Source organism: Phyllobacterium sp. P5_D12 (genome assembly GCF_054049495.1).
On sequence record NZ_JBFUMG010000386.1, the window covers coordinates 1 to 4,394 of the forward strand.

A 4,394-nucleotide genomic window follows, 5' to 3' on the forward strand; every position below is an offset into this window, starting at 1 on the left:
TGCAGAATGCATTCACGGATACCTTGCCTAGGGTCCGGTTGCTCGTCATGGCAAAAACAAGGTGATCTATCGGATCTGAGCGAATTGAAACAGGCCAATCCCGTCCATAATGTGCCGTCAAGCGATCATGGACAATGACGAGCGGGCTCGGGATTCCAAAATCCAGAACATATTGCATATCTGAACTATGGAACAAAAAGAGAACAAATTCAACAATCGGAGTGCCGGCAGTCCGCAGGCGCCCTTATCACTCATGCGGTAATATCGATTACGCCACAATCACCGGCTTCTGTGCCGAATACCAATCTGTGGCCGCTTGTGTCCCAGTTCATCGTGGACATCGCGCTTTTACCACCACGGCGAAGGAGAACCTCTTTCTGATCGCCGAAACGGCCGACCAGAATCATCCCATCCGAGTAGCCGATCGCCACAATTTCTTCGACCGGATGGCAGGCAACAGCTGTGACCAGGCTATCGCCGCGTGTTCCAAGCTCAAGAGGTGCCTTGCCCATTGGGCCATCTTTTCCGGAAAAGGGCCAAATGATAGCGGCGGGTGCACCCGATGTGGCCAGCCATTTGCCTTTTGCGCTCCAGGACCAGCTCTTCACCTTGTTGGGATACCCGGTCATGCGCATATGGCGATTGTCCTCAAGACGCCATCCGTGCAGGGCGTTCTCTTGCATCGAGGTGACGAGGAAACGATTGTCCGGGGAAAAAATGACGGAGACGTGTGCGCCTTTCCATTCAAGCTCGGTCGGAGCGCCGTTCGTTGCGGGCCAATGCAGGGTCACGCCATTGTAACGGGCGACAGCCAACCGAAACCCTTTGGGGGCAAAGGCTATCCCTTCGACGCTGCGCTCGTGCAGAATTTCACGAACGGTGCCATCGGCCGACCTTACCCACGCCGACCGCCCCGACGCAAAGGCAATCGCACCATTTGGGGCTGCAGCCAAGGCTGTCATCCATTTGCGCGGGATGACGCTTAACTCTTCCGCTTGTCCGTTCAAACCAGTCGCACAGATTCGGCCATCCTCGCCGCCGGTCAGGAGGGACTTGCCGTCAAACGAAGGCACTGCACAAAGCAACCCGTCATGGGCTTCCGTGACCTTATGACCATTGTCGAGGCGGTGTATGGTGCCATCGGCCAAGGCAAAGAAAGGGACATCCTTGACGAAGCGCGCGTCAATGCAATGGCCGGCAAGATCAAGCGGGGCAATGGTCGGCATAGGTCGTAAACTCATGAGTAGGATTGAAATGGCGCCTGAAACGGCAAGACGATGCGAGGAGAAGCGTGAAGGGCGGGGTCTTTCCCCCGGCCGAACGGTTCGACACTGCAGCTTGCAGCCGTTTCGGCGTCCCAAGGATATGGTCCATCTTCCCGGCAACATCGTCGCAAAAGATTTGAAAATGGATAAACATTTCCTTCGCCTTTGCTCCTTGTATCCGAAAAGATGGCCTCATACCATTTCGACCCTATTCATGAGCTCACGACCTAGGCAAGGCAGCTTTCGAGGCCGGATTTCAATGCATCATGGTCGAGTTCCCGGCCGATAAATACGAGACGGCTTTCATGTTTTTCGCCGTCCTTCCAGGCACGCTGATGGTCACCTTCGATGATCATGTGCACACCCTGGATAACATAGCGTTCATGATCATTCTTGAACGCCAGAATGCCCTTCAGCCGAAGAATATTCGGTCCCTGCTCCTGCGTGATCCTTTGAATCCATGGGAAGAATTTATCTGCGTTGAGCTCACCTGTCCGAAGCGAGACCGACTGAACGGTTACGTCATGTATAGGGGATGCATGATCGTGGTGATGATGGTCGTGCCCATGGTGGTCGTGTGCATGATCGTGGTGGTGATGATGTTCGTGATCGTGATCGCAATCGGGGCCGCACTCATGATCTGGATGATCGTGATCGAGGAAATGCGGATCGCTTTCCAGGGCCCGAGCCAGATCGAAAGCGCCGCGATCGAGAACACGAGACAAATCAATGTCGGCCCGCTCGGTCCGGTGAATGACCGCATGTGGATTTATGGCGCGGACAGTCGCCTCGACCGCGGTAAGCTCTTCTGGAGTTACAAGGTCGGTTTTATTCAGAAGTACAACATCGGCAAAGGCGATCTGGTCCTCGGCCTCGCGGCTGTCTTTCAGACGCAGTGGCAGATGCTTGGCATCGACCAATGCAACCACCGCATCAAGTATCGTTTTGCTGCGGACGTCGTCGTCCATGAAGAAAGTCTGGGCAACGGGCACGGGATCGGCAAGGCCAGTCGTCTCGACGATAATGGCATCGAACCGCCCGGGACGACGCATCAGGCCCTCCACCACGCGGATCAAGTCGCCGCGTACCGTGCAGCATATGCAGCCGTTGTTCATTTCATAAATCTCTTCGTCCGATTCGACGATCAGATCGTTGTCGATACCGATCTCGCCAAATTCATTGACGATGACAGCATACCGTTTGCCGTGATCTTCACTCAGGATGCGGTTGAGAAGTGTTGTTTTTCCTGAGCCAAGATAACCAGTCAGGACTGTCACCGGGATCTGGGCGGGACGTGCTGCTTCCGCTGCCATAGACGTCGTCTGAGCTTCACTCATCGTGTGCCTCTTTGAATGGATAGACCCACGATATAGGTGATCAGATCAGTTTTTGCCACACCTATAGCGTTCAAATGCGTGAATGAGTGCATCAATCCGGTTGAGGTGTATCAGCTGAGGACAGAGCAATCGAACCTGCCGACGTCTTCGAGCAGTTCCACAAGACCTTTCACACTGTGAGCGATAATTTCTTCGCCAGCTTCTGCCGTAGCGAGAGCTGCGTTGCCCACTACGCCCTCCTTGTTCAGATCCGTCATTTTCCAGCCGAAAGCATGTGGGCCATAAGCACGCAGGTGTTTGTAGGTTTCGGCGTAGCGGCGTTGATTGGAACCGAAGTTTCTTGCTTTGGTCATATCCACAAGCTCTGGATGCAAGGCGAGCATCACCGAAGTCTCGATGAATCCACCATGGATATCGAGTGCCTTGTCTTCGGGTGACATCAGGCCATCCGGCAAACCAAATCGGGTCCAGCTTGTTGCCACAGCAAGCATATTGAAACCAACCCGCAATTCCGTAGCGACGATTGTCATGAGCGGGGCGTTGCCGCCATGGGCATTCAGAAGGACCAGCTTCGATATGCCCCGCCGCGCTACACTTTCGCCGATGCTGATCCAGCGATTTACCGCCTCGTCAAAGGTCAATGTCCGGGTGCCGGCAATACCCATGTGTTCGATGGAGTAGCCAACCCGTTCGACAGGCAGAAAATCGACCGATAACGCCTGTGGGAGGGCATCCTTAAGCCGATCGACCAGGCCTGCAACGATAAGCGTATCGGTTTCATAGGGCAGATGCGGGCCATGCTGCTCATGCGCACCGAGAGGAAGGAGGGCAATCGTCGCTTGCTTCGGCATTTCCGGCTCATTCGTCCTGTTTGATCCGGTCGGTGTGACCGGTGGGAGAATAGTCTTGTTCGATTGCAGTTTTACAGGCTTATTTGGCACCACGCACAAATTCGTCGGCAAATTTCATCAGATTGTCATATAAGAATTGTAACGCGGGTTTGCTGTGCAACGAATGGTCGATTCAGGTCGATTTGCTCATTCGGTTTCGGATTTGCTATTGTAATGGCTGTGTCAGCGCATAATGTTCGTCTGTTAACTACCCCCACAACAAGAACTAGCCGCCTTATCATCAACCGGTCAATACGTGATGTGCAAGCAGGAGTTTGAATGGTCAAGGATCGTAAACCCCTCATTCTTCATCGTCTGCAATCGACCGCAAGATTGACGCGGACGGCGCTGGCCACCCGATTGCTTGGCCATGGYTTCTATGCAGGGCAGGATGCGGTGATGCTGCAACTTGCGCATGAAGATGGTCTATCGCCGAGCGTTCTTGCCAAACGCCTTGGTGTGCGCCCGCCAACAATCACCAAGACGATCTCCCGCCTGCAAACACAAGGTTTCGTCAAGAAAGAAGGGTCTACGACAGACCAGCGCCAAGCCCATATTTTCCTGACAGACACCGGCAACGAGGCAATCAAATCAATCGAGAAGTCCATTCGCAAGACTGAAAAGGATGCGATGAAGGGGTTCGACAAGAAAGAGCGCAAGGCCTTTGTAAAAATGCTTTCGCGGCTTGAGATCAATCTATCAGCAGCGGAACTTTTACGTCAAACAGCCCCCGATGACGATCATGACGATGATGATGCCGACGACGAATAGACGATCGGCAAAAGTTTTTTTCAATTTGCGGTTACAAAACGCATGAACTTGTTATCATGTGGGAGTTCCTTCCCGCCTGATTGGTAAACCTGTTGTCACCACCTCTCCCTTCCTCGCAGGAAGTCGCACCG

At 53.6% G+C, this 4,394-nt stretch carries 4 protein-coding genes; 1 reads left to right on the plus strand and 3 read right to left on the minus strand.

What is annotated here, in order from left to right; all coding sequences use genetic code 11:
• Positions 1 to 251: 251 nt before the first annotated feature.
• The 3 genes from ACXJ5O_RS19985 to ACXJ5O_RS19995 form a co-directional block, all read right to left on the minus strand.
• Positions 252 to 1,226 carry a WD40 repeat domain-containing protein gene (locus tag ACXJ5O_RS19985; protein WP_457301418.1) on the minus strand — a complete coding sequence of 325 codons (975 nt, stop codon included), beginning with the start codon at positions 1,224 to 1,226 and terminating at the stop codon, positions 252 to 254.
• Positions 1,227 to 1,492: 266 nt separating this feature from the next.
• Positions 1,493 to 2,602 carry a CobW family GTP-binding protein gene (locus ACXJ5O_RS19990; RefSeq protein WP_457301419.1) on the minus strand — a complete coding sequence of 370 codons (1,110 nt, stop codon included), beginning with the start codon at positions 2,600 to 2,602 and terminating at the stop codon, positions 1,493 to 1,495.
• A 110-nt stretch (positions 2,603 to 2,712) separates the two neighbouring features.
• Positions 2,713 to 3,453, minus strand: a complete 741-nt coding sequence (locus ACXJ5O_RS19995; RefSeq protein WP_457301420.1) for a creatininase family protein — start codon at positions 3,451 to 3,453, stop codon at positions 2,713 to 2,715.
• A 318-nt stretch (positions 3,454 to 3,771) separates the two neighbouring features.
• On the opposite strand from ACXJ5O_RS19995, the gene ACXJ5O_RS20000 reads away from it, so the two are divergent.
• The gene (locus ACXJ5O_RS20000) at positions 3,772 to 4,263 is read left to right on the plus strand and encodes a MarR family winged helix-turn-helix transcriptional regulator (protein WP_112532327.1); all 492 of its coding nucleotides are present in this window, start codon (positions 3,772 to 3,774) and stop codon (positions 4,261 to 4,263) included.
• Positions 4,264 to 4,394: the final 131 nt, after the last annotated feature.